The organism is uncultured Nitratireductor sp. (assembly GCF_913053745.1).
Taxonomy (GTDB): domain Bacteria; phylum Pseudomonadota; class Alphaproteobacteria; order Rhizobiales; family Rhizobiaceae; genus Nitratireductor.
Window position 1 is genome coordinate 1 of record NZ_CAJXGF010000039.1, and the last position, 20,899, is coordinate 20,899.

General features: G+C 61.3%; 19 protein-coding genes. 13 read left to right on the top strand and 6 right to left on the bottom strand.

Annotation, left to right across the window (positions count from 1 at the left end; all coding sequences use genetic code 11):
- The 4 genes from QZ638_RS08615 to QZ638_RS08630 all read left to right on the top strand — a co-directional run.
- Window positions 1-584, top strand: a 584-nt coding sequence (locus tag QZ638_RS08615; RefSeq protein WP_295808918.1) for a serine hydrolase, incomplete at its 5' end; no start/stop codon positions are given.
- A 45-nt stretch (window positions 585-629) separates the two neighbouring features.
- Entirely contained in the window at window positions 630-1,436 is an 807-nt protein-coding gene (locus QZ638_RS08620) for a methyltransferase domain-containing protein (RefSeq protein WP_295808920.1), read from the top strand.
- 27 nt (window positions 1,437-1,463) lie between these two features.
- On the top strand, window positions 1,464-2,144 hold the full coding sequence (locus QZ638_RS08625; protein ID WP_295808921.1) for an AzlC family ABC transporter permease: 681 nt from the start codon (window positions 1,464-1,466) through the stop codon (window positions 2,142-2,144).
- The gene (locus QZ638_RS08630) at window positions 2,141-2,425 is read left to right on the top strand and encodes an AzlD domain-containing protein (RefSeq protein WP_295808923.1); all 285 of its coding nucleotides are present in this window, start codon (window positions 2,141-2,143) and stop codon (window positions 2,423-2,425) included. The genes QZ638_RS08625 and QZ638_RS08630 overlap by 4 nt, the downstream gene beginning before the upstream one ends.
- Before the next feature lie 88 nt (window positions 2,426-2,513).
- On the opposite strand, the gene QZ638_RS08635 is transcribed toward QZ638_RS08630, so the two are convergent.
- The 3 genes from QZ638_RS08635 to QZ638_RS08645 all read right to left on the bottom strand — a co-directional run bounded on the left by QZ638_RS08635 (window position 2,514) and on the right by QZ638_RS08645 (window position 5,581).
- The gene (locus QZ638_RS08635; RefSeq protein WP_295808927.1) at window positions 2,514-3,290 is read right to left on the bottom strand and encodes an alpha/beta hydrolase; all 777 of its coding nucleotides are present in this window, start codon (window positions 3,288-3,290) and stop codon (window positions 2,514-2,516) included.
- Window positions 3,287-3,694, bottom strand: coding sequence for a hypothetical protein (locus QZ638_RS08640; protein ID WP_295808929.1), 408 nt, complete (start codon window positions 3,692-3,694; stop codon window positions 3,287-3,289). The genes QZ638_RS08635 and QZ638_RS08640 overlap by 4 nt, the downstream gene beginning before the upstream one ends.
- A gap of 729 nt (window positions 3,695-4,423) precedes the next feature.
- On the bottom strand, window positions 4,424-5,581 hold the full coding sequence (locus QZ638_RS08645; RefSeq protein ID WP_295808931.1) for an IS110 family transposase: 1,158 nt from the start codon (window positions 5,579-5,581) through the stop codon (window positions 4,424-4,426).
- Here QZ638_RS08645 and QZ638_RS08650 point away from each other — a divergent pair.
- The 8 genes from QZ638_RS08650 (at window position 5,574) to QZ638_RS08685 (ending at window position 16,670) form a co-directional block, all read left to right on the top strand.
- On the top strand, window positions 5,574-5,846 hold the full coding sequence (locus QZ638_RS08650; protein ID WP_295808936.1) for a hypothetical protein: 273 nt from the start codon (window positions 5,574-5,576) through the stop codon (window positions 5,844-5,846). The two genes, QZ638_RS08645 and QZ638_RS08650, sit on opposite strands and share 8 nt — an antisense overlap.
- Window positions 5,847-6,044: 198 nt before the next feature.
- Complete coding sequence (locus tag QZ638_RS08655; RefSeq protein WP_295808939.1) at window positions 6,045-7,019, top strand: DUF3991 and toprim domain-containing protein; 975 nt, start codon at window positions 6,045-6,047, stop codon at window positions 7,017-7,019.
- Between the two features lie 127 nt (window positions 7,020-7,146).
- Window positions 7,147-7,749 (top strand): DUF1419 domain-containing protein, encoded by a 603-nt coding sequence (locus QZ638_RS08660; protein ID WP_295808941.1) that lies wholly within the window; start codon window positions 7,147-7,149, stop codon window positions 7,747-7,749.
- Window positions 7,750-7,757: 8 nt separating this feature from the next.
- Window positions 7,758-8,156 carry a DUF3085 domain-containing protein gene (locus QZ638_RS08665; protein WP_295808943.1) on the top strand — a complete coding sequence of 133 codons (399 nt, stop codon included), beginning with the start codon at window positions 7,758-7,760 and terminating at the stop codon, window positions 8,154-8,156.
- A gap of 86 nt (window positions 8,157-8,242) precedes the next feature.
- Window positions 8,243-13,345: a DEAD/DEAH box helicase family protein gene (locus QZ638_RS08670; RefSeq protein ID WP_295808945.1), complete on the top strand. Its 5,103-nt coding sequence runs from the start codon at window positions 8,243-8,245 to the stop codon at window positions 13,343-13,345.
- 243 nt (window positions 13,346-13,588) lie between these two features.
- Complete coding sequence (locus QZ638_RS08675; RefSeq protein ID WP_295808949.1) at window positions 13,589-15,253, top strand: ParB/RepB/Spo0J family partition protein; 1,665 nt, start codon at window positions 13,589-13,591, stop codon at window positions 15,251-15,253.
- A gap of 89 nt (window positions 15,254-15,342) precedes the next feature.
- The gene (locus QZ638_RS08680) at window positions 15,343-15,816 is read left to right on the top strand and encodes a hypothetical protein (protein WP_295808952.1); all 474 of its coding nucleotides are present in this window, start codon (window positions 15,343-15,345) and stop codon (window positions 15,814-15,816) included.
- Window positions 15,813-16,670 (top strand): hypothetical protein, encoded by an 858-nt coding sequence (locus QZ638_RS08685; protein WP_295808956.1) that lies wholly within the window; start codon window positions 15,813-15,815, stop codon window positions 16,668-16,670. The genes QZ638_RS08680 and QZ638_RS08685 overlap by 4 nt, the downstream gene beginning before the upstream one ends.
- Here the strand turns inward: QZ638_RS08685 and QZ638_RS08690 are convergent.
- Window positions 16,593-17,477, bottom strand: coding sequence for a TonB-dependent receptor plug domain-containing protein (locus tag QZ638_RS08690; protein ID WP_295808958.1), 885 nt, complete (start codon window positions 17,475-17,477; stop codon window positions 16,593-16,595). The two genes, QZ638_RS08685 and QZ638_RS08690, sit on opposite strands and share 78 nt — an antisense overlap.
- A 393-nt stretch (window positions 17,478-17,870) precedes the next feature.
- Here QZ638_RS08690 and QZ638_RS08695 point away from each other — a divergent pair, with 393 nt between their 5' ends.
- Window positions 17,871-18,641, top strand: a complete 771-nt coding sequence (locus QZ638_RS08695) for an IclR family transcriptional regulator (protein ID WP_295808959.1) — start codon at window positions 17,871-17,873, stop codon at window positions 18,639-18,641.
- Window positions 18,642-18,653: 12 nt separating this feature from the next.
- Here QZ638_RS08695 and QZ638_RS08700 read toward each other — a convergent pair whose 3' ends face one another.
- Both QZ638_RS08700 and QZ638_RS08705 read right to left on the bottom strand, forming a co-directional pair.
- Window positions 18,654-19,964: an NtaA/DmoA family FMN-dependent monooxygenase gene (locus QZ638_RS08700; protein ID WP_295808961.1), complete on the bottom strand. Its 1,311-nt coding sequence runs from the start codon at window positions 19,962-19,964 to the stop codon at window positions 18,654-18,656.
- 36 nt (window positions 19,965-20,000) lie between these two features.
- The gene (locus QZ638_RS08705; protein WP_295808963.1) at window positions 20,001-20,645 is read right to left on the bottom strand and encodes a class I SAM-dependent methyltransferase; all 645 of its coding nucleotides are present in this window, start codon (window positions 20,643-20,645) and stop codon (window positions 20,001-20,003) included.
- Window positions 20,646-20,899: the final 254 nt, after the last annotated feature.

A 20,899-nucleotide genomic window follows, 5' to 3' on the forward strand; every position in this document is an offset into this window, starting at 1 on the left:
TCGCCATGGAGTTAGCGCCGGACCGGTATCGCTACATTCTCGAGCGGCCGATGAAGGACGCACCCGGCGAGCGCTGGGTTTACAATGGCGGCGCGACTGCGCTTCTCGGTCGCGTGATTGCGAAGGGAGTCGGCGAACCGCTCCTGTCCTATGCGCGTGAGAAACTGTTCGACCCGCTTGGAATAGAGGATGTCGAATGGGTCGAGGGCGCGGATGGCGAACCCGCTGCCGCCTCGGGTCTCCGCATGCTGCCGCGTGACCTCGCCAAGATCGGCCAGTTGGTGCTGAATCGCGGAACATGGGGCGGAAAGCGCGTCGTCCCTAAAGCCTGGCTGGAAACTGCGCACTCACCGCATGCGGAGATCGGCGGGGGAACGGAGTACGGCTATCAGTGGTGGTTGACCGCGCTGCCGAGCGGCGAAAGCGTGATCGGAGGCTTCGGCAATGGCGGTCAACGGCTCTTCATCGTCCCGGCTCTCGATCTCGTCGTTGTCATCACGGCCGGCCGTTATAACCAGCCCGAGGAAGGCAAGCTGCCGGGCCAGGTGATGAACGACTACATTTTGGAAGCGCTGACCGAGTAATGCGCGTCGCAGCGGGTGGGGGAACGACAATGACAGGATGTCACCATGACGGATATTCATAGCAATTTTCAGGATGTCGACCGTGCGAGTGAAACGGATGCGTTTTTCGCGTTTTTGGATGCGGCGAACGACTTGGAGTCGATACAGAGCTACCGACACCGAATGCTGGAGCTTTGTCCTGTGCACCTGGGGCAGCGCGTTCTCGATATTGGTTGTGGCGTTGGCCATGCGACTTTGGATCTCGAAAAGAGAGTGGGTGACGGCGGGTCTGTCACTGGCGTCGACAAGAGCGAAACTCTGATCGCCGAGGCAAGACGGCGCGCCGGAGTGTTGTCTGCGCCGGTCGACTACCGGTCGGGGGATGCTTGTCGGTTGGACTTTCCGGACGATCACTTTGATATCTGCCGCACAGAACGTGTGCTCATGTATATCAACGCCCCCGAAGCCGCGATCGATGAAATGGTGCGCGTTCTGCGTCCCGGCGGACGCTTCGCATTGTTCGAGTTCGACTACGACAATCTGGTCGTCGATGCCGAAGATGAAGAACTCACGCGTCGCATCCTCCGATTTGTCTCCCGTTCAATTCCCAGCCCGTGGATTGGCCGCCAACTCCGGCGACTGATGCTGGATCGTGGCGCGGTGAACCTGGAGGTCCTGCCACATATGATTACGACACCTCTCGAGATGTTCCGGCGGGTCGTCGGCGGCACAGTTTCCGACGGAGTAAAGCGAGGTGCGTTTGAAGCTGCGCAGATCGACCGTTGGTGGCAAGATCTCGAACGATCCGAGTCCCAGGGCCGCTTCTTCTCAGGGTTCTTCGGTTTCGTTGTTTGCGGACAATTGGCCGATTAGTGACTGAATGGGAGGCGGCCGATCACCATGAGATATGGCGCTATCGCAATGCTGCCTCTCGCTGCCGGCGCCGCTGTCTACGGCTTTGCGTTCGGATTGTTGGCGGCCCAGATCGGATTTCCATGGTGGGGTGTTACGCTCATGAGCGGCCTCGTCCATGCCGGCTCATCTCAGATCGTCGCCGTCGAGCACTTTGCGGAAACCTTCGCAGTGATGGGCGCGGCGCTTGCAGGCGCCGCGTTGAACCTACGCTATATCGGCATCATCGCAACGCTATCGGAAATTCTGAGCGGACTTTCTCTGCGTATGAAGCTTCTCACGATCCATATCGCCGGAGACGAGAACTGGGCCTTGATGATGGCGGAGAGAGCGAAGAATCCGGAAATAGGTGCCGGTTTTCTCATCGGTTCGGGCCTGGTGATGTTTTCAACGTGGACGACCTCAACGACGCTTGGGGCGATCGCAGGCGCGACATTGCCGAACCTTGAGCGGTTCGGATTGGGCTTTGCGTTTACCGCGGCCTTCATCGCGATGGCGCGAGGACTATGGCGTGGCCCGGCAAACCTCGCGCCGTGGGCGGCGAGTTTTTTTATTACGATCTGCTCTGTGTCGCTTGGCGTGCCGAAAGCTTATGCGATCATCATAGGAGCTGTCTGCGGTCTCGGCTTGTCGCGCGTCATCAGGAACAGGAAGAGGCGCGCGGCATGAGTTTCTCCCATTGGATGCTAATCCTCGTCCTTGCACTCGCCGCCTTTGCGATCAGGGTTCTCGGCCTCATCGCTGGTGACGCGATCCGATCCTCCCGTTTTGCATGGGTCCTGGATGACTTGCCGGGCTTAATTATCGTCTCGCTCGTGGCGTCGTCGCTTGCTGGCGAAACCATTGGCACCTGGCTTGCCGCGGCAATTGCATTGCTGATCGCTCATGTGACGAGGAGTGTGATCCTGACGATGTGTGCCGGCGTTGCGGCATACGGCGGAATGGTTTGAGCCGGACTGTGAATGGCCGTGACCATTTCCACTTCCTGCCGGTCAGCGACGACGAGGCCAATGTGCGGGTAAGGGTGAAGCTCGGTATTCAGCGCTGCCTATCAAGAAATCGCAACGCGGTAGAGGCGAACGGTGTCGCGGCATCGAATACGGCAGAGTGGTCGCTGCCCGGAATAATCCATAACTCGGCATTCGGTATCGACCGATACAGGTCCAGAGGAATTTCAACCGGGAAGAAGTTGTCGCGATCGCCGTGCACGATCAGCGTGCGCGCCGTGATGGCCGACAAGCTCTCTTTCGTGAAATTCATATCATCATCGTTTTCGGCAAGCGCGTTGAACTGCGAAAGGAGTTGGCGAACCTGTTCGTCACCGCGCTTGGCGCACTCGCGATACATCTCCTGCACATCTTGAGGTAGAGTGCCGATCGAAGCGCGGCGCATTATAGCCCTGGCCTGATCCGGAAAATGGGTGGTCGTGCTGATCAGCACCATCGAGTCGATGCGCTCAGGCTTCCTCGTCGCCATGTGCAGGAGCGCCATTGCTCCAGAACTGATGCCCATGGCCGAGAATGATGCAATTCCAAGTTCGTCGAGCAGCAGGAACACGTCGCCGGCCGCGTCCCGATGTGTGAACCTGTTATCTGGATTGGTGGAGTAACCATGGCCGCGCAGATCGACGAGGATCAAGCGATAGCGCTCGAAGAGTTGATCGATAAAGGGATACCAATTTTGGCTGCATCCGCCGAACCCGTGCAATAGAACAAGCGGTTGCCCGGTTCCGTATTCCTCGTAATAGATCTCGACACTGTTGAGGTGGATGGTCTTCCCGGGGCTGGTCGTTCGCTGGGGAGCATATATTGTCATTGTTGTTGGCCTCGATTGTTCGAACAAACGGGCGCGCGGCGGTGGTGTCGTTGCCAATGAATCATATCGTCAGCGCCTCGGGAATGCCATTGGCTGGTTTCGCAACCGACGTCGATATAGGCGCGGTACTTTCCAGCAGTCGAATAGTCCTTCCAGCGCAATCCACGAACATAGGCAACCGGATAGCTGTCGCCCCTTGGAAGTGTGATCGTGCCCGTTGCAAAATCCACATGCACGCCACATTGCCTGAACCCATCTGACGTCAAGACCGGCCTTTCAACATGACCGCTCCAGGTCCGGCGCAGCCATTTCGCCGCGACCCAGACCAGCAAGAATACCAACGGCCAGGCCCACCAGGGCTGGCTTTGGTAGATCGCAACGATTTCGTTCCAGCTGATGCTCATGGTTCTTGCCCGAGAGGGTCTTCATTCGGATGCAATAACTTTACCCGGTCCGCGACTCTTGGGTAAAGCGCATCGTCTCACTTTTTCTTTTAAACTGTTTTCAGGCTGGAAAGTAATGATGCGTCGCACTGCCCTTCGTTCTGAAGATGCGCTACCAGAATATTGCCAATGTCGGCCAACACATATTTGACCGGTTCGGAACGGAGAAGGCCGGGCCTTTGAATCCGGCGCTTCCCACCAGTTAGGTCAGAGCAGATTGTTGGGCGTCGCCCTTCGGGCCGGGCTGTTGGCAGAGCTGAAGTCCGCAAGCGGTCTTCCCCCATCCGGGCTGCCATCCCTTCTATAATCGGAGCCCGGACGTCAAGGCACGAACTTTGCGGATTTTGGAGGTTTGTCTGAGGCCATGGCCTGGGTGATTTTCAGCAGTTTGGGCAGCCGCGCGTATCGCGCGACCGTGCTCTATCTCCTGCCGGCGAGCCGGCTTCCGACCAAACCCGTTTGTAACGGTTTCGGCCCATTCGGGTTACGATCACTCTGCCGGTTAGTCCGCATCAGTCTTCTATTCGGAGTCGCGTATGTTGCGCTCCATGATGGGTTTCGATGAGGTGGTCGTCCATGCTGACGGCACGTGCTCTGGTGTCACAGGGATGGCCTCGGACTGACCGGCACAGGGATCGCGACGGACTGACGTTTCCCCTCGGAGCTGAACGTCTCCGGCGGAATCTCAGGTCAGGCCGTCACGGCGCCAGGTTGATCATCCTTGCCGAAGCGGAAGCATTCGCCAGTGACCCACATCTGGTGCATAACGATGGCAATGCGGCGCGCGAGCGCAACAATCGCCTTTGCTGTCCCAGATCGTTTTGCCACCTTCATCGCCCATGCTTTGAGGGAACACCATTTCTTCGACACAAGCATCATCGAGGTCGCAGCCTCGACCAGTAGATAGCGCAAGAGCTTGTCGCCGGATTTGGAGACATGCCCCGACCGGTCGATCTCTCCCGATTGATAAACCCGCGGCGTTAGCCCCAGATGCGCCGGAACCAATTTCGATCTCTTGAAGCGACCAGGATCGTCAATGGTCGCCTTGAACGCGAGAGCTGTCAGTGGACGGACGTCCGGTATCGTCTGGAACAGCTTGCAGATCGGATCGGCGCGTGAGGCGCGTTCCAGGGCATTGTTCAGCTTGCGCATCTGCGTGCGCATTTCGTCGCGCGCCGTCAGAAGCGGTTCGATTGCCGGCAGCAGCATTGGCTCCTCATTACAGAGCTCTTTGACCCGCTCGCTGAACTGGCAGCGGTGAACCTTTCCAAGTTTCAGTCCTTGGGTGCGCAAAAGGGCCCGGATCGTATTTTCTATCTGCAGCATCGCCGTCATGAACTGGCGTCGGCCGATCAACAAGGACCGGACGAACTGCGACCGCCGGCTTTTCACATGCACGGGTTTGAAGTGCCCGACGCGCATCATGGTGGCGATCCCGTGCGCGTCGTTGCGGTCGGTCTTGTTCGGCCGCGTTGAGAGGAACCGTTGCGTGTGCCGCGTCTCAAGGCAGAACACCGGGAAGCCCGCATCCTGCAACGCGCCGTAAATCCATTCTGAGAGCGGACGGGCCTCAAGCCCGACCTGTGTTATTTCTCCCTTCAATTTCGAAAGTTTCGCGATGATTTCTGCCGGCTCCGAGCGAGCTGTCACCTGGAGAACGTTTGAGCCGTCCTCGTCAATTGCGCATATCGCTGTTTTATTGAGACCGAGATCCAATCCGATAAATAGTTTCATTGCCAGATTCTCCGTTATGTTCGAACCAGGCACGATGCTAGCAGACGTCTGGGGTCCGATTATCCCATCTGACGCGATCGCAGTCCGACAACGGAAGGACATGCCCGTGTTCACGCTCATTCACCAATGGGTTCAACGCAGACGAGCGATCCGGCGCCGGTGGCAGGTCGATGCCCATCAACTGCTTAAGGCCGATGAGGTCAACGCCTATTACGAGGCGCAACGCCGCGTCGCGCGTGCCCGTCATCGCGGGGACCGCGACGAATTCTATCACTGGGCCAAAGTCGCCGCCGAAGTCGCGCGGATCAGCTCCCTCGCAGAAATGGACCTCGATCTCGTCCTGCAGATCGCGGACGAGGAGGAAGCCAGGAGCGTGTGAGGTTGGATTGCCGCTTGCGCGCGTCAGCCGGCAAGGGAGGCTGCGCCGCGCCTGGCTGCGAATAAATCCGCCCCGGCACAATTGCCGGCTTGCCAGGCGCGCCCTTGCCTGCCTTGCTCTTCGCGGCGTCCGGGTCCCGCCCCAAAGAGATCGGGAGCGGAAACCGGATAGAGGGACCGCGCAAGGCGCGGAAAGAAGATGGAAAAAGCCGAGCTCGAAGAGCTGAGAGAGAAGGTGAATTGCGGGGCGGTTCTCGAAACCGCCGGCTTCGCCGTCGATCTGAAGGAAAGCACCCGCAAGGCGATCAAATACCGCCGCGGCGACGACATCATCATCGTCATTCACGAGGGCAAGGGCTGGTTCGATCCCCTCTCGGAGGCCAAGGGCGACGTCTTTCGCCTCGTCGAACACCTCGACGGCCTTCCCTTTGCGGCCGCGCTTTATGTCGTCGCCGATCTGATTGGTTTCGTGCCCAAGGAGCCTGAATGGAAGCATCAGTCGCGGGAGCGCGCGCCCGACCTCACCATCCCCGAGCGATGGAACACGCGGCGCAAGCCTTGGCGCGGATCAGCCACATGGCGCTATCTGCGCGATGAGCGTGACATTCCCGAAGCGATTCTGAGATCTGCCATCACCCAGGATATCCTGCGCGAAGGCCCCCGGGGCAGCATGTGGGCGGCGCACCGCGATCGCACGGGGGCCGTGACCGGCTGGGAAGAGCGCGGGCCGGACTGGCGTGGTTTTGCGACCGGCGGCGCGAAAGTGCTTTTCCGGCTCGGGCCCGTCGATGGGCCGCGGCTTTGCGTCGCCGAGGCGGCGATCGACGCCATGAGCCTTGCGGCACTCGAGGAACAGCGCCCTGACACCCGCTATCTGAGCACCGGAGGCGGTTGGTCGCCGGCGAGTTCCGAGGCGCTGCTCGATCTCGCCGTTCGGGCAGACGCCCTCCTGGTCGCAGCCACCGACAACAATGCGCAAGGGGAGACCTTTGCCGAAAGGCTCGAGGCGCTCGCCACCGATGCCGGTTGCGGGTTCGTGCGATTGCGGCCGGAGCTGGAGGACTGGAACGAGGATCTGAAGGCAAAGAGCAGAAAGAAGGATGGAAGGGAGGAGGAGAGGGACGGCTGCCGCATGCCCGCCGCCCGCCTCAAGGGTGAAGCTCCGCCCGGCTGACGCCGGCCCTTGACCCGGCCGGACGGAGAGGCGGCCGCGGGAAGGGGTCCGGAAGGGCTGAAGAAGATGGTGACACCGAAAGGGTGCGCCGCGCTCCAGCCCGGGACAGGTCCCGAAGGAGCCTGCCATGACCTCTCTTCCACCCATCCGAAAAGTCTATTTCGGCATTACCGACCGCCACCAGATGTTCAGATTGTTCGACCGCCATGCGCAGCGGCCCGACCGCTGGCAGACCGACGGAGCCAAGCTTTACGCCGGCGAATGGTTCGAAATCTCAGCTGCCCAGCATGACTACATGCTCGAAATCCTGCCGCCATTGTGGATGCGCGGCGAGATGTGCGCCATGCGCGAATTCCTCACCGGCAGCATCACCAGCGTTTTCTATACGCTGCATATCAATGGCGTGACACGGTACTTCCACGCCTATTGCGATCTCTCCGATCGCCGCTCGCCCTATGAGATGCGCGATGCCATCGTCGAGCGCGAGCGCCGGCCGGTCAAGGCGATGACCCGCGACGAGCGCATCGAGCACATCTGGAGCGCCACCCACGACAAGTATCGCGGCTATGCCGGCGCGGACTTCCGGCCGGAACATCGCGGCAAGCGCACCGTCATCGTCTACGGCACTCCCGGCACGCGGTTCGAACTGCTCGAGAGCCTGAGCGATCAGCAGATTTCCGAGAAGCTGCCGGTGCATCTGCGCCACCTGTCGCTGCCCGAAGCCGCGTGAGGTGGGCCATGTTCACATTTCCCATTCTTGCGGTGCGCAAGATCATCGCGCGCGGCGAAGAGGATGCCGCCGCCAATGGCGGCTTCCGCAATCCCTATTACGGCACCCGGCCGGGAGAGGGCGAGAAGCCCGGCTTCTGGCTCGTTGGCGACGAGGGCGTCTACATCATCTCCAATGGCAAGCTTGCCGAGGGCCAGAAACCGCTCGTCGTCTATTCGACCGAATGCCACCCGAAGGGCGATACCGACTGGTGGGACTACAAGCGCCGGCACTTCGGCGGCGATGACGGCATCGAATTCATCGATGCCGATCTGCTGGTCCCAAGCTTCAACCGCAGCTTCGGGATCACCCATCTCGGCATCCGGCTCACCGAGAACGACATCTCGTTCTCGCTGATCACCCGCTAACCCCTTTCTCAAATCCGCACGTGGAAAACGCTGCCGGGCCTCCCGGCGGCGCGGCTCCGTGCGCGCGCTTCACAGGAGACATCATCATGTCAGACCACGATCCTTTCACTCTTAATATGTTCGGTGGCTCGGCCTTGTCCTCCGGGCTCGGCCTTGGCGTCACCGCCTTTTCCGAGAGCCCGAAAGCAGAACCAGCCGATACCGAACCTGCACCGGTGGCGAATTCATCCGGTTCGCCAGCGCGTGAGAAGTCCGCTGATGAGCATGTCGGCGAAGCAGCCCAGCGCGGCAGCAATTTCCATCTTTCCGGAAGCCGTTCGCTGGCCAAGGGTTGGAAGGCCCGCGCCCGCGACAACCTCGACGCCATTGCCCTTGCCGCGGCGATCGCGGGGGAGGACCGGCCCGCGACGTCCGAAGAGCAGGCGCGCCTCATCCGGTTCACTGGTTTCGGTGCGTCCGATCTCGCCAACACAATCTTCACTCGGCCCGGCGAGGAGGGGTTCCGCAAGGGATGGGAAGATCTCGGCGAAGAGCTGCGGGAAGCTGTCTGCGAGGCCGATTACGCCTCGCTCGCCCGCTGCACGCAATATGCTCATTTCACCCCCGAGTTCATCATTCGGGCGATCTGGAAAGGGCTCGAGCGCCTCGGCTGGCGCGGCGGCCGTGTGCTCGAACCGGGCATCGGGACGGGGCTTTTTCCGGCCCTGATGCCGGAGGTGCTTCGTAATGCCGCCTTCGTGACCGGTGTCGAGCTCGATCCGGTCACCGCGCGGATCGCCCGGCTCCTGCAGCCGGTCGCCCGCATCATCGAGGGCGATTTCGCGCGCACCGATCTGCCGGCGCATTTCGATCTGGCCATCGGCAATCCGCCCTTCTCGGATCGAACGGTCCGCTCCGACCGCGCCTACCGCTCGATGGGTCTGCGGCTGCATGATTATTTTATCGCCCGGTCGATCGATCTCCTGAAACCCGGCGCCTTGGCCGCCTTCGTCACCTCCTCGGGGACGATGGACAAGGCGGATGCCACAGCCCGCGAGCACATCGCCAAATCAGCCGATCTGATCGCCGCCATCCGTCTGCCCGAAGGCAGCTTTCGCCAGGACGCCGGCACGGATGTCGTCGTCGACATCCTGTTCTTCCGCAAGCGCAAGCCGGGCGAGCCACAGGGCGACGCGAGCTGGCTGGACCTTGCGGAGGTCATCCCCGCGAGCGAGGACAGCGACGCCACCCGCGTTAACCGCTGGTTCGCCGATCACTCCCATCATGTGCTCGGCCGCCACGCGACCACATCCGGTCCCTTCGGTGAGACCTACACCTGCCCCGCCGGAGACGGCGATCTCGCTGCCGATCTCGATGCCGCCATCCTTTCCCTTCCGGAAGCGCTTTATGACGGCGAGCCCGGTACAATCGATTTTGATCTCGAGCTTTGCGGGACGCTGACCGATATCGCCAGACCCGAGGACGCCCATGTGCGCGAGGGCAGTTTTGTCTTCGATGCCTCGAGGGGCCTGATGCAGGTGATCGACGGGACACCCGCTCCGGTTCCCGTCCGCAAGGGCCGCTCGGGCGAGGGGTTTTCCGAAAAGCAGATCAACATCGTCAGAAAGCTGATCCCGGTGCGCGACGCGGTGCGCGCGGTTCTCAAGGCACAGGAGACCGATCAGCCTTGGCGCGACCTTCAGGTGAAGCTCCGCATCGCCTGGTCGAGCTTCGTCCGCGACTTCGGGCCGATCAATCACACCAAGGTGTCGATCACGGAGAACGATGCGACGGGGGAGACGCGCGAAACGCATCGCAGACCCAACCTGCAGCCCTTCCTCGACGACCCGGATTGCTGGCTTGTCGCATCGATCGAGACTTACGACCTCGATACGGATACGGCCAAGCCCGGCCCGATCTTTTCCGAACGGGTCATCGCCCCGCCATCGCCGCCCGTGATCACCAGTGCCGCCGACGCGCTCGCCGTCGTTCTCAACGAGCGCGGTCATGTCGATATCGACCATATCGCCGAGCTGCTGCACGAAGACGGCGAAACCGTCATTGAGGAACTAGGCAGCGCCATCTATCGCGATCCGGCGGATGGGTCATGGCAGACGTCCGACGCCTATCTTTCCGGTCCCGTGCGCGACAAGCTGGCGATCGCCGAGGCGGCCGCCGAGCTGGACCCGGCTTACAGCCGTAATGTCGAGGCTCTGGAGGGGGTCCAGCCGGCCGATCTCAGCCCATCCGAGATCACGGCGCGGCTTGGCGCGCCATGGATTCCCGCTTCCGATGTCGTCGACTTCGTCAAGGAGACGATGGGCACCGACATCACGATCCGGCACATGCCGGAGCTCGCCTCCTGGACGGTCGATGCGTGCATGCTCGCCTATCGCGCCGAAGGCACGTCGGAATGGGGCACAAAGCGCCGGCATGCCGGCGAATTGCTCGCCGATGCCCTCAACAGCCGTATCCCGCAGATCTTCGATACGGTGAAAGATGGGGATAGCGAGCGCCGGGTCCTCAATGTCGTCGACACCGAGGCGGCCAAGGAGAAGCTCACCAAGATCAAGTCCGCTTTCCAGACATGGGTCTGGTCCGATCCCGACCGGACCGACCGGCTGGCGCGGGTCTATAACGATACCTTCAATAATATCGCGCCCCGATCCTTTAACGGGGAGCATCTCCAGCTACCGGGCGCCTCTGGCGCCTTTGTTCTTTATGGTCACCAGAAACGCGGCATCTGGCGGATCATCTCGTCGGGCGCAACCTATCTCGCTCACGCCGTCGGCGCCGGCAAGTCCATGACGATGGCGGCCACCATCATGGAACAACGCCGCCTCGGCCTGATCTCGAAAGCCATGCTGGTCGTGCCCGGCCATTGCCTGGCGCAAGCCGCGCGCGAGTTCCTGGCGCTTTATCCGACGGCGCGGATCCTGGTCGCCGACGAGACCAACTTCACCAAAGACAAGCGCCATCGCTTCCTGTCGCGTGCGGCGACGGCCAACTGGGACGCGATCATCATTACCCATTCGGCCTTCAAATTCATCGCCGTCCCGGCCGAATTCGAGAAGCAGATGATCGAGGACGAACTGACCCTCTACGAAGAGCTTCTCACCCGGGTCGAAAGCGACGACCGGGTGTCGCGCAAGCGGCTGGAGCGGCTGAAGGAGGGATTGCGGGACCGGCTGGAGGCGCTCGGCTCGGTCAAGGACGATCTCCTGACCATCTCCGAGATTGGCGTCGACCAGATCATCGTCGACGAGGCGCAGGAATTCCGCAAACTCTTCTTTGCGACCAACATGTCGACGCTCAAGGGCGTCGATCCGAACGGCTCGCAGCGCGCCTGGGACCTCTATGTGAAGTCGCGGTTCATCGAGACGAAGAACCCGGGCCGGGCACTCGTGCTGGCCTCGGGAACGCCGATCACCAACACGCTCGGCGAGATGTTCTCGGTGCAGCGCTTCCTCGGATTCGAGGCCCTGAAAGAGCGTGGCCTGCATGAGTTCGATGCCTGGGCCTCGACCTTCGGCGATGTGGCGACCGAACTCGAATTGCAGCCATCGGGCAAATACAAGCCGGTCTCGCGCTTTGCCACCTTCGTCAACGTGCCGGAACTCATCGCCATGTTCCGCTCCTTCGCCGACGTCGTGCTGCCGGACGATTTGAAGCAATATGTGAAAATCCCGGCCGTCTCGACCGGCAAACGGCAGATCGTCACCGCCAAGCCCACCGACGACTTCAAGCTCTATCAGCAGGTGCTCGAGGCGCGCATCAAGGCGATCGAAAACCGCGAGGGGCCGGCGCAGCCCGGCGATGACATTCTGCTTTCCGTCATCACCGATGGCCGCCATGCGGCGATCGATCTCAGGCTGGTCGACCCCGACAATGACAATGAGCCCGGCAACAAGCTCAACAAGCTGGTCGAGAACAGCTTCCGCATCTGGCGCGAAACGGGTCAGAACGAATATCTGACCCGCGAAGGCAAGCCCTTCGACCTGCCGGGCGCGGCACAGATGATCTTCTCCGATCTCGGCACGATCAGCGTCGAGAAATCACGCGGTTTCTCCGCCTATCGCTGGATCCGCGACGAGCTCATCCGGCTTGGCGTTCCGGCCTCGGAAATCGCCTTCATGCAGGACTACAAGAAGACAGAGGCCAAGCATCGGCTCTTTGCCGATGTGAATGCCGGCAAGGTCCGGTTCCTGATCGGGTCGTCGGAAACCATGGGCACCGGCGTCAACGCGCAGCTTCGCCTCAAGGCACTGCATCACCTCGACGTGCCCTGGTTCCCCTCGCAGATCGAACAGCGCGAGGGCCGCATCGAGCGGCAGGGCAATCAGCACGACGAAATCGATATCTTCGCCTATGCCACCGAAGGGTCGATGGACGCGCAGATGTGGCAGAACAACGAACGCAAGGCCCGCTTCATTGCCGCGGCCCTTTCCGGCGACACCTCCGTGCGCCGGCTGGAAGATCTCGGCGAGGGGCAGGCCAACCAGTTCGCCATGGCTAAGGCCATCGCTTCCGGCGATCAGCGCCTGATGCAGAAGGCGGGACTTGAGGCCGACATTGCCCGGCTCGAACGCTTGCGCGCCGCGCATCGCGACGACCTCTTCGCCGTCCGCCGTCAGATCCGCAATGCCGAACGCGACATCGACCATGCCACGCGGCGGATCGCCGAGATCGGCAAGGACATCGAGCGCAGAACTCCGACCTCCGGCGCCGCCTTCGCCATGACGGTCGGCGGGCATTCCTTCACCGAGCGCAAGCCCGCGGGCCGCGCGCTGATGAAGGAAATCATGACCCTCGTGCATCTGCGGGAGGAGGAGGACAAGACGATCGCCAGGATCGGCGGCTTCGATCTTGTCTTCTCCGGCCAGCGTTTCGGAAACGACGAATTCCAATACGATATCGCGCTCGCACGGACTGGCGCGGAGACCGATATTGATCTCGCTCTGACCCTCACGCCGCTCGGTGCCGTGTCGCGGGTCGAACACGTTCTTTCCAGTTTTGATGATGAGCAGGCGCAGTATCGCCTCCGGCTCGACGATGCCAGGCGCCGGCTGACCTCCTACCAGTCGCTCCAGGGAGGCGAATTCGGTTTCGAGGAAGAGCTTGCCGACAAACGCCGGCAGCTCGATGAAATCGAGTCCGATCTGGCGGACGAGGTCCTGGAGGAGGGAAAGAAGGCCATGGAGGCGGCCTGAGAAGGGAAGGGACCGGTCGCAGAACGGTCTGCCCGGTGACGCCTACGCTCAACCGCCGCCTGCGCCATCCCGGCCCGTCATCCTTCGCAGGGCTTTGCAGCCCAGCTTGTCCAGCCGGGCAGGGACGCTCGGCCGCAGTTGCACCGGCCCGCCCGCTCCGCGGTTCGGAGGAGGTCTTCGAGAAGAAGACGAGAAAGGAAGCCGGCGCGGTGCCGGCCCACAATCCTCGAACAGGAGCTACTCATGCATATCATCAAGATCGACCCTCGCGCGCTGAAGGACAATCCCGACGACGCCCGCAAGTCCAAATCCACCCCGCAGGGCGATGCGCTGCTGGCCGCGACCATCAAGGCCGTCGGGATCATCCAGCCGCCCGTCGTCTCTCCCGAAGCCGATGGCAGCAACGGCTTCATCATCCAGGCCGGTCATCGCCGGACCAGCGGCGCGATCGCCGCCGAGCTCGAGGAGATTGAGGTCATCGTGACCGATGCCGCCGATGATGGCGGCGCCATGCGCTCCATGGTCGAAAACATCGCGCGCGAACCGCTCAACCCTGTCGACCAGTGGCGCGCCATCGAGCGGCTCGTCGCGCTCGGCTGGACGGAGGAAGGCATTGCCGCGGCACTCGCTCTTCCCATCCGGCAGATCAAGAAGCTCCGGCTTCTCGCCAACGTACTGCCGGCCATGCTGGACCAGATGGCAAAGGGCGACATGCCGGACGAGCGGCAGCTCAGGACCATTGCGGCTGCGTCGATTGCCGAACAGAAGGAGGTCTGGAAGGCGCACAAGCCCAAGAAGAACGAGACCACGACCTGGTGGTCGGTCGCCAATGGTCTCTCCAAGACCCGCATGTATGCGCGCGATGCCAGCTTCGACGATGAGCTGGCGCAGGCCTACGGCATCGCCTGGGTCGAGGACCTCTTCGCCCCTGCGGACGAGGACAGCCGCTACACGACCGATGTCGAGGCCTTCCTCGGCGCCCAGCAGGAGTGGATGACCAACAATCTGCCCAAGAACGGCATGATCACCGAGTCGAACAATTGGGGGCAGCCGGAATTGCCCAAGAAGGCCGAGCGCGTCTACGGCAAGCCCAAGAAGTCCGACCATACGGCGATGTATCTCGACCGTGAGGGCAAGGTGCAGTCGGTCGTCTACCGGATGCCCGAGCCGAAGGCAGCGAAAGGCAAGGCCGCCGACGGAGGTGCCGTCGCGCCGGCGCAGCGCCCCGATGTCACCCAGAAGGGTCAGGACATGATCGGCGATTTTCGCACCGACGCGCTGCACGAAGCGCTTCAACGTGCACCGATCGAGGACGATACGCTGATGGCGCTGCTCGTCATCGCCTTTGCCGGTCAGAATGTCCGCGTCGATACCGGGTCGGGCAATTCGGGTTCGTTCCGAAGCCAGATCGCGCCCCATGCCGCATCCCTGGTCGATGAGCATGGCAAGCTTTCCTTCGACACGGAGACGCTTCGAGTTGCGGTGCGTTCGGTGTTGATCGAGGTGCTGTCGTGCCGCCGCAACATGTCGAACAGCGGCATCGTCTCGCGGATCGCGGGCGACGTCGTCGGAGCCGACAATTTCCTGCCAAATATGGGCAAGGAAGATTTCCTCCTGTGCCTCTCCCGACAGGCGCTCGAGGCGGCATGCACGGGCACGTCGGTTCTGCCGCGCAACAAGGTCCGCGATACCCGCACTGCCCTGGTCGAGCATTTTCAGGAAGAGCGGTTCGTTCATGCCTCGGCGCTGTTCGCGCCGGACGCGAACGAGATCGCCAACTGGAAGACCCGAAACGAGATCGTCGAGGACGAGGACCTGGGCGATGCCGAAGGCTCCTCGGACGAGCCGGAAGCGGGCGACACCGACCCGGATGCCATCTCGGAAGGCTTCCGCGAAGCCGCCGAATAGCGACCTGCTTCTTTCCGAACGCATCTCACGCCGCCGGCATCGTCCGGCGGCGTTTCCGTTTCCAATCCCGAAAACAGGAGGACATCGTCATGTCCGCACAACTGATTTACGACCACGCGCCGCTCGGCGCGATCATCCGCTATTCCGACGGCACACCGCGCCCTCCGGAACGGCACCGCCGCAAGCTTCGGGCGTGGGAGAACCGCAACAATACCGGCCGTCTGGTCAAGAAAATGCCTGGTCGCCGCACCGGCGAGATCACCTTTCCCTGCAGTTTCACCCTTCATGAGGGCGATTACGGCACCAAGGCCGTCATCGTTCTGAAGGTGTTCAAGTCCTTTTCGGTCGACAGCGATCTTGCCTTCACGGTCGTGGAGCGTCCGGCCGTCGGTTCGGTCCTCGTCCTCAGCCGTTCCGGCGATGCCGGCGAACTGGTTCATGTCGCCGATAACAGGCCCGCAGCCGAAGAATGGCTGTCCCGCCACGGTTATCCCGGCGCGGTGTTGCATGAAGTGACCGCCGATGAGGTGGCGGCCGATCAGGTCGAGGGGAGGGCGACATGACCCGATCCCTCCAACCTCTCCCTTCCGTTCCTCAACTTCCGGACATGTCCGAGGTCGAATTCGGGACCAGTGCCGAGGGGTTTCCCGTCGCGCGCCTCGATGACACCGCCTACGCGATGCTGCCCGGCACGGATGGAACTCACCACCTTGCCGCGGCATGGTTCATGCGCCGGCCTTTGCACGAGCTCGTGCGCGGGGATTTCAACGGGTTTCACGGCGCGCTCGCCGACGAGGTGACCTTCCGGGCCAAAATGGCAGAGAAGGCAGAGCACATCCGCGAGAAACGTGCGCTCGGCCGCCGGGAGATCCATTCCCGTGCAAGCACGCCCTGGGGCCCTTCGCAGGGCGCCACGGTCTTCGCCGAGGGCATCGCCTGCCATTCCACGGCCGGTCATGGCGGATTCCATCTTTCGGTCGATCGCAATGCAAAGGTCGATTGCCGCTTTCGCATTGCCAATGGCTGGTACGAGGAAGACGCCGAATGGGCGATCGTCGCGGTCACCTTTCCGGATCTGTTCACCAGCTTCGAACGGCGCTGCGCCGAGCAGACGGTCAGGGACAGTTGGCCGGATGAATTCGAGGCGATCACGGGAACCGTGCTCGAACCCGGTCAATCCCGCGAAAAGGATCGCCGTGCCTTCCACGCAGTTCACGCCGAAGACTGGATCGTCATATCCGCCATCCGGTCGGATCATCGTGAGGGATTTGCCGAAGTCGTCGCTACGCGCGGCGGCAAACGCGATCCTGCGGCGGAGGAACGCCGATTTCTGGTTCCTTCAGCCGACCACGGCATCCGCCGTGCTTTCCCAATTGTCGAAAGGAAAGCTGACACTTTCTGCCTGCGGGCCGTTTGATTCTGAATGAGAATAGGTCAGTTTCGCTTCCAGGCCCGGCACCGAAGAGGGAGTCCATAAGAGCTTGAAGCGGCCGTTGCGGATCAGAATGTCCGTCTCCGCGTCGCCGGGATCGAAGGCCGGGTTCACGAAGTCGACATAGGTGTCGCGGTCGAAGTAATCGAGCGCCAGACGCGCCGCCAGTTCATCTTCGACGATCGGGCCTGAAAATGCCACGGATGCACGCTTCATATTGTTGCTGCCATATATGACCTGATAGGCGGCCTCAGGTGTAAATGTGGGGTCCTTGGTGTTGACGATAATCGCGCCGGCGATGCTGTTGGCGCCCTGCGACGTGGTCTGTGGCCCGCGGAAAACTTCAACGCTTTCCACATCCCAGAGGGACGATGTTCCAAAATAGAGTTCGTTGAAGCTCAGATAGCGCCCATCGACATTAAGGGTTGCACGAGGCACCGTGCCGGCTGTGAACGCACCGACGCCCCGGTTCGGGCCCTCCGTTGCCTGACCGCGAATAACGGGCGCGCCCGTGTCCCCCGGCATGTGCACATTGGCCATGCCGTCGATGATCTCTTTGACGCTCTTGCCCGGCGCTTTCTTCTTCAACTGTTCGTCGCTAACGACCTCGACCGAGGAAGCGGTGTCGAAGACGCTGCGCTCGACCCGCTCACCGGTCACCATCAGGGTTTCGAGAACGGTAAAGTTCGAGACCGTGTCGGCCTCCTGGGCCTGCGCCGATACCGCATTTGCGACGAGAATTGAAAGCGCGCTGGCGCCCTGCATCAACGCCCGCTTGATCGTGATTGACATGGAATGCCCCCGGATTGCCATGAAAAATGCTGGCTGGGGAAAACCGTGGCTCGCATGGATTGGAAGATGATTCCACAATAAAGAACGCATTCCACCGGTCAATCATTCCTATGGAGATTGCCTGCCAGCGAGGCGGTTTCGTGCGTCAAAGTGAAATCATTGTGGCATGAAAGGCACAGTTTCGACGGTCCGAAACATGGGCGGAGCGGATGGCTCCGCTCCGGCCGCGCTTCATTGTTTTGTCACGCAGGTTGCTGTTCCAAACCTTTGAAAACAGAATGAGTTCTGGCAGACTGCCGCTTCATTTGCGGATGAATTGACTGACGGCAATCAGACAGAAGAACGGGTTTTGTCGCGGGGCGTCTTGCGGGCCGCACGGGAGTAGCGAACATTATGTCACTGAGCGACGCAGAACTCGGACAGCGGGAAAAACGCGCCGGGACGATACAATCGGTCTCGATCGCAACACGCTTCCTGAAAATCCTAGCCGATGCGGAAACGCCTCTGCCTCTGGGCGAACTGGCAAAACGCGCAGGCACGGGAAACTCTTCCGCACACCGCTATCTGCAAAGCCTGGTCAAGGAAGGGCTCGCCGATCAGGACGCACTGAGCGGCAGATACGATCTGGGGCCGCAGGCGCTCAATATCGGCATCGGCGCGCTGCGCCGCATCGACCCGGTGGAAGTGGCGACGCAACGCGTAAAACAGCTTGCCGCCGAGATGACAACGGCATGCGGCATCGTGATCTGGACCGATCGCGGCCCGACCGTCGTGCGCTGGTTCAAAAACGCGCGGTTCACGATCAGCACGGTCAGTCTCGGCGATGTTCTTCCGCTTGACAACTCGGCCTGCGGATTGGTGTTTCAGGCCTATCTCACACCGCAAGAGATTGCCGTGGCGCGGGAAACCCAGCCCGACATGGTTCGCGGAACCCCGCCGCCTGAAACCCGGCTTGAAGAGGTTCGCCGGGAAGGCGGTGCGGAACTGAGCGAGCATCTTTTCTCCGCGCTCACGGGCAAGGCGGCTCCCGTGTTCGATGCACAGGGAGAAATTGCCTGCGTCATGTCGACAGTATCGCTTCTGGAGAATGCCGCCAACGAGAAGCACCGCGAAGCGTTGTTTCTGGCAGCGCGCGATGTCTCGCTTGGCACTCGGCCGGCATAAGCCAGCCCCTGCTCATGGAAGTCCGAGATGCTCCCGCAGCGTCGATCCGGTGTAGTCTTTGCGGAAAAGCCCGCGCTCGACGAGCATCGGGATCATCTCATCGAAAAACAGGTCGACCGATTGACTGGAACCGCCCGGAAGAGCGATGAAGCCATCCATCGCGCCTTCCCGAAACCAGTCCTCCACATCGTTGACCACATCCTCGACGGTGCCCAGTGAAACCCAATGGGCGGATCCGACCACTTCGGGGCGGGCAAGCAGCACCTCCACGGTCGGTTGCTCGCGCTCGATGTAGCGACGCAGAAGGTCGGCATGGGTTCTGCTGCGAACTGGCTTGTCCGGATTGGGCAGCATTTCCGGTGTCACCCGCCGGTCCGCTTCGACCCCGGTAAGATCGAGGCCGAGCACGGATTTCACGGAGTCGATGCGCTTCTGCGTGTCGTAGAAAGCATGGGCCGCGCGGTGCATCTCCAGAGCCCTTTCACGCGTCTTTCCAAGAAAGAAGTAGAGGCCCGGAAGAACGCGCACCGCATTCGCTGACCGACCCTGCGCCACTGCGCGTTTTTGCAGGTCGCTTCTCAGGTCAATGCCGGCGTGGATGTCGGGTGTGGCTGCAAATATCGCGTCGGCCACAGATGCCGCAAAGTTGCGTCCCGTGTCGGAAGCGCCGGCCTGAAAGAGCGGTGGCGGGCCTGCGCGGTGTCCGGGAACGTTAAGCGGGCCTTTGACGCTGAAATGATCGCCCGTGTAATCGATGGGGGCAGCCTTCTTTTCCTCGACACCCGCCTCATAGCAAAGGGCCTCATAAGGATAGCTCTGCCACAATTGGCGAACGATCTCCGTGGCTTCCTCCGCCTTGGCGTAACGCTCCTGCGGCGACGGCATTTCCGTCAGCCCGAAGTTCTCCGCGCCTTCGATCGAGGTAACGATGTTCCAGCCCGCACGCCCGTCGCTCAACCAGTGCAGCGACTGTATCTGTCTTGCCATGACATAGGGCGGATTGAAGGTCGTCGACGCCGTTGTGACCAGACCGATCCGGTCTGTCTCGCGCGCGAGCGTGGCAAGCATCAATGTCGGGTCGAGCCCCACAAAGCCGGAGGATTTTCCGACCATCGCGGGATTGTGGTTGAGCGTATCGGGCTTGAACACGAAGTCTAGCTTCGCCGCTTCCGAGCGCTTGGCCAGATCGGTGTAGAACGCGACCGTGTCCTTTTGCTCAACGGTTCCGTCTTCCCTTGTGAAGTCCTTTCCGCGCAGCCATGTCGCCGTGAGGCTGAAGCCGATGCACAGATGTTTTCTTGCGGCTGCTTTTTCGTCGCTCATGGTGAAAGCCCCCTCGTGCGAACCGGAACCTGCGTGTCAGGATGAAACGATGGCGTGGCCGACAAGCCCACCCCGTATCGTGAGAAGCGTGCTGACGTAGCGGCCTTCGGGATTTGCAACATGGACGAGAAAGTCCTCGTTTTCCGGCAGCGTGTCGGCATTGTCGGCAATCACAATGGAGCCGGGCCGCAGCCTGTCTTCGAGCATCAGAAGAATGTCGAAATAGAGGTCTTTCGCTCCGTCGAGGAACAGGAGGTCGATGGGGCCCTGAAGCCCCGCAAACGTGTTCCGCGCGTCGCCGACATGCACGGTCGCGAATTCGGAAAGTCCCGCATCAGATAGGTTGGGAACGGCCTTTCCGGCCTTGCGCGGATGAAATTCGGAGCCGGTTACATGCCCTCCCGTATCCACTGCCGTCGAGGCCAGACAAAGCGTCGAGATGCCGAATGACGTCCCGAATTCGACAATGATCGCTTCATCTTCCAGCGACAATACCGTGGAATGCGTCTCCTTCGGCCCGGTCGGCAAGTCGGCCGCCGAGGTGCGCTTTCTCCACTTCGCCACAGTCTTCTGGTTGATGCCGTTGCGCTTTGTCAGAACCCTCAGACTCTCTTGACAATTTTGTATCCATCGACGGATCGCCTCTGTCGTCGTGGCGCTCCCGTGTAGAACCTGGCCCAAAGCGCACCCCTCCATTCATAGGAGAATAATGCACCATCAAAGCCCGGAATCAAACACCCCTAGGGCGTCTGGATGTACCCATTCAAGTTGCCGTCCCAGGCGAAACGCTTTGCCAACTCAGTCTGAATTCGCATCAAACCGATGATTTCAATATTGAACAATGAACCATGTCTTTGCATCGGAACAGATGAGCATAAAAAAAACCGGATTTGAGTTCCATTCTCACGTGGTTCGCCATCTCGAAGCAGATCATT

Coding starts and splice junctions, on each gene's coding strand:
- QZ638_RS08620 (WP_295808920.1), top strand. CDS start 630: ATGACGGATATTCATAGCAATTTTCAGGATGTCGACCGTGCGAGTGAA.
- QZ638_RS08625 (WP_295808921.1), top strand. CDS start 1,464: ATGAGATATGGCGCTATCGCAATGCTGCCTCTCGCTGCCGGCGCCGCT.
- QZ638_RS08630 (WP_295808923.1), top strand. CDS start 2,141: ATGAGTTTCTCCCATTGGATGCTAATCCTCGTCCTTGCACTCGCCGCC.
- QZ638_RS08635 (WP_295808927.1), bottom strand. CDS start 3,290: ATGACAATATATGCTCCCCAGCGAACGACCAGCCCCGGGAAGACCATC.
- QZ638_RS08640 (WP_295808929.1), bottom strand. CDS start 3,694: ATGAGCATCAGCTGGAACGAAATCGTTGCGATCTACCAAAGCCAGCCC.
- QZ638_RS08655 (WP_295808939.1), top strand. CDS start 6,045: ATGGAAAAAGCCGAGCTCGAAGAGCTGAGAGAGAAGGTGAATTGCGGG.
- QZ638_RS08660 (WP_295808941.1), top strand. CDS start 7,147: ATGACCTCTCTTCCACCCATCCGAAAAGTCTATTTCGGCATTACCGAC.
- QZ638_RS08665 (WP_295808943.1), top strand. CDS start 7,758: ATGTTCACATTTCCCATTCTTGCGGTGCGCAAGATCATCGCGCGCGGC.
- QZ638_RS08670 (WP_295808945.1), top strand. CDS start 8,243: ATGTCAGACCACGATCCTTTCACTCTTAATATGTTCGGTGGCTCGGCC.
- QZ638_RS08675 (WP_295808949.1), top strand. CDS start 13,589: ATGCATATCATCAAGATCGACCCTCGCGCGCTGAAGGACAATCCCGAC.
- QZ638_RS08680 (WP_295808952.1), top strand. CDS start 15,343: ATGTCCGCACAACTGATTTACGACCACGCGCCGCTCGGCGCGATCATC.
- QZ638_RS08685 (WP_295808956.1), top strand. CDS start 15,813: ATGACCCGATCCCTCCAACCTCTCCCTTCCGTTCCTCAACTTCCGGAC.
- QZ638_RS08690 (WP_295808958.1), bottom strand. CDS start 17,477: ATGTCAATCACGATCAAGCGGGCGTTGATGCAGGGCGCCAGCGCGCTT.
- QZ638_RS08695 (WP_295808959.1), top strand. CDS start 17,871: ATGTCACTGAGCGACGCAGAACTCGGACAGCGGGAAAAACGCGCCGGG.
- QZ638_RS08700 (WP_295808961.1), bottom strand. CDS start 19,964: ATGAGCGACGAAAAAGCAGCCGCAAGAAAACATCTGTGCATCGGCTTC.